General features: G+C 68.3%; 4 protein-coding genes. 3 read left to right on the top strand and 1 reads right to left on the bottom strand.

The genetic code is table 11. The features are described from left to right. Positions 1-195 precede the first annotated feature (195 nt). Positions 196-624, top strand: coding sequence for a TA system VapC family ribonuclease toxin (locus H7290_RS16370; protein ID WP_290515088.1), 429 nt, complete (start codon positions 196-198; stop codon positions 622-624). A gap of 83 nt (positions 625-707) precedes the next feature. On the opposite strand, the gene H7290_RS16365 is transcribed toward H7290_RS16370, so the two are convergent. Continuing rightward, positions 708-1,448: a hypothetical protein gene (locus H7290_RS16365; protein WP_290515087.1), complete on the bottom strand. Its 741-nt coding sequence runs from the start codon at positions 1,446-1,448 to the stop codon at positions 708-710. Positions 1,449-1,518: 70 nt separating this feature from the next. On the opposite strand from H7290_RS16365, the gene H7290_RS16360 reads away from it, so the two are divergent. Further along, positions 1,519-2,568: an FhaA domain-containing protein gene (locus H7290_RS16360; protein WP_290515086.1), complete on the top strand. Its 1,050-nt coding sequence runs from the start codon at positions 1,519-1,521 to the stop codon at positions 2,566-2,568. Positions 2,569-2,638: 70 nt separating this feature from the next. Next, on the top strand, positions 2,639-3,305 hold a 667-nt coding region (locus H7290_RS16355), incomplete at its 3' end, for a serine/threonine-protein kinase (protein ID WP_290515085.1).

Below are 3,305 nucleotides of genomic sequence, written 5' to 3'. Positions count from 1 at the left end.
GAGGGGGGGGGGAGCAGGGGGGGGGGGGGGGGGGCCGGGGCCGCGGCGAGGGGGACACCGGGCGGGCGCGACCCGGCGCTGCAGTTGTTGCGGCAGGTGCGAACCGCCGGACATTCGTCCAGTCGACGGTGGATCTAGGACCGATGATGGATGTGTCCAACGTGGCCGAGGCGCTCGAGCTCGTGGAGTCCAGCGATGATCGTTGACGCGAACATCTTGATCTACGCGGCCAACACGTCGGCAAGCTCACACATCCGTTCCAAGGCCTGGCTCGAGACTCAGCTCAACGGCGAGGCACGCGTCGGTCTCCCATGGCCCTCCCTCTTGGCCTTCATGAGGTTGACGACCAGCATGCGGATGTCACCGTCGCCGATCTCGGGCGCTCAGGCCTGGACCATGGTGCAGTCATGGCTTGATTCGCCCGTCGCCTGGATACCGGCCACCACGCAGCGGCATGTGGCGATCTTCGCCGGTCTGGTGGCCAGGTACGAGATCAGCGGCAACCTGATTCCCGACGCGCATCTGGCCGCCTACGCGATCGAGCACAACGTCCCACTGGCATCAGCCGATACCGACTTCGCGCGCTTCACCGAGGTTCGATGGCTCAACCCGGTTGCAGGCTGATTCGCCCCTGACCGGGTCCCCACGTCGGTGAGTTTGGAGGGAGCTCGACGTGAGTCCGACCTATGTGGGGGGTGTTGCCGAGGTCAAACGCCGAAGCCGAGCACTCGAAGCCGCTCGCTCACGTCCTGCAGGACATGCGGAGGGAACTCCGCGGCCCGCCGACAACGCTCGACGAGGTAGACGATCTTGTTGAGCCGGGGCCCTGGCAGCTCGACGCTGCGTGATTCGAGCGCCGGCCGAAGGATGTTGCGATCGAACACTCCGTCGCTATGCACTCCGATGCCGCGCCACGCGGCGAAAGCGCGCTTCAGGTCGCTGTGCGCGACGACCCCGTTGTCGGGGGAGAGCGCCACGGCGATTGCCGCGACGAGCCACGAGTCGTCGTGCGCCAAGGCGGCCAGGCCGAGCTGCTCGGTGCCTGACCCAGCCGGGCGGGCAGCGCGCGGGTCGAACTCGGCCACCACGCTGAACGTGAATTCGGGGACTCGCAGCTCGAGCCGGCTGCCGCTGACGGTCAGCGAGAAGCTCTGCCCTGGCGACGGCGTCGTCGTCTCGCCGCTCGGAGTTGTCAGCTCGACGATCGCACCGTTGGCGCGCTGGCCGCGGTGCGCCACCGGCTGTCCGGCGGTCGCTGTGATGACCAGCGCGGGGTCGCTGACGTAGGGAAGTCGCACGAACACGTACGACGAGCCATCGATCTCTTCGGCCGCAACGGGCACCTGCTCGGGCAGCGACATGCGGCGGGCGAGCACGAACCGTTTGCTTGCCGCGATGGTGCTCGCGCCTGATCGCCGGTCGCCGTCCGACCAGGCGATACGCAGCAACGTGGCTCCTTCGTGGAATGCATTCCGCCGCAGCTCGACTCATGCTGCGGCTGGCCCTGAAGATGATGCCATGAACGGAACCCTGTCGGTGTTGGCCATGAATCTCCTGATCCTTGTCGCGCTTGTCGCCGCAGTGGTCGTGGCGCTGCGGGTGGCGCAGAGCATCTTCGGCACCGGCTCGAAGCGCGCGGCCGCCACGGAGGTCGCGGCCAAGCTCGTGTCCTACCCCACAGGCTCGTCCGGGGTGCTGCGGCGACGGTTCGTGAGGGCGCTGACCAGCCAGCACGTGATCATGCCGAGCGGAGACCGTCTGGCGTTCGCCGAGCTGACGGTGCGAGTCGCGCCCGAAGATCTCGAGCGGCTCGATCCTGACGGCGACGTCGAGCGCCTCGGCGACGATGCCGCGAAGCTCTACCTCGCCCATGCGCGGCGTGAGGGATGGTCGGCGCCGCGCGACGTGACTGTGATCGTGGAGGTCGACCCCGGTCTGCGATCGGGATGGGTGCCGCCGGCGCGCGGGTCGGCTCGTCCCGCCTCGTACGGCATCGCCGGCCGTCGCCCCCAGGACGAGGACGCATCACGCGCCGCACAGCCTCGCCGGACCGGCTGGGACGTGGTGGTGGACCTGGACGAGGAGCAGGACCGGGTGGAGCCAGCCGTGCCCCGACCGACCGGCCCCGCGGCGACGATGAACTTCCCGGCGTTGGTGCCCGACCTCGATGCTGGCTCGCCGACCATGAACGTCGCCAGTGAGCTGAGCCTGCAACGGGGCAACGATGTCGTCACCATGCCGCGAACGGCGACGGTGGTGCTTGGACGGCTACCCGAGAGCCCTGTGACGTTCGTGGAGCCCGAGGTATCGCACCGGCACGCCGCGGTGCGCCTGCATGGTGCCCAGTGGCAGATCAAGGACCTCGGCAGCACCAACGGCACGACCGTCGACGGCGTACGGGTGGGCGAGGACGTCTGGACGCCGCTTCGCAGCGGATCGGCGATCGCGCTTGCCGGAATCCGACTGCTGGCGGTCATGGACACCTTCGGCACGGTTCACGTCAAGAATATTCATCTCAAGAACGGACACCAGAAGGACGGGCACCTCGCTGGCGTTCCCAGTCGCTAGGGACAATGATCGGGCGCGACGTACCGTCGTGAACAAGGCTGTTTCGACCCAGGGGAGGAGGTTCGCTGTGGTGGCAGACCCCCTCGCGACCTCACCCGTGCCCGCGGTCAGCGTCCCCGTCGAGCAGCGGTTCGAGCTGCTGGGACGCATCGGCGCGGGCAACCATGGCGTGGTGTTCCGGGCCAAGGACCGTCAGCTGCACCGCGACGTGGCCATCAAGCGGTTCTCGCACTTCCTCGCCGACGACGAGCGGGCGATGCGACGCATCACGCGCGAGGTCGGCACGCTCGCGCGGGTGTCGCATCCTCATGTGGTCACGGTGCACGACCTCGTGCAGATGCCCGACGGTGACGGCGAGATCACCCCCCACCTGGTGATGGAGCTGGTCGAGGGCTCGTCCCTGCGCGACCTGCTGGTGTCGCACGGGCCCAGCCTGCGCTCGGTGATCGTCGTGAGAAGCGTGCTCGACGGTCTGGCGGCCTGTCACCAGGCGGGCATCCTGCACCTGGACATCAAGCCCGCCAACGTGCTGGTCACGAAGGACGGTGGCGTCAAGATCGTCGACTTCGGCATCGCGCGCGCGGCCTCAGACGCCACCGCCACCATCGCCGGCACACCCCACTACATGCCACCCGAGCAGTACGAGGGTCGAGTCGACGAGCGCAGCGACATCTACTCCGTCGGATGCCTGCTGTTCGAGTGCCTCACCGGCAGCCCTCCGTTCGAGGGCACGATGG

The organism is Aeromicrobium sp., from assembly GCF_014378035.1.
In the GTDB taxonomy this organism is placed as follows: Bacteria; Actinomycetota; Actinomycetes; order Propionibacteriales; family Nocardioidaceae; genus Aeromicrobium.
Note: the sequence above shows the minus strand (reverse complement) of the source record. Positions and strands in the feature narration are given on the sequence as shown.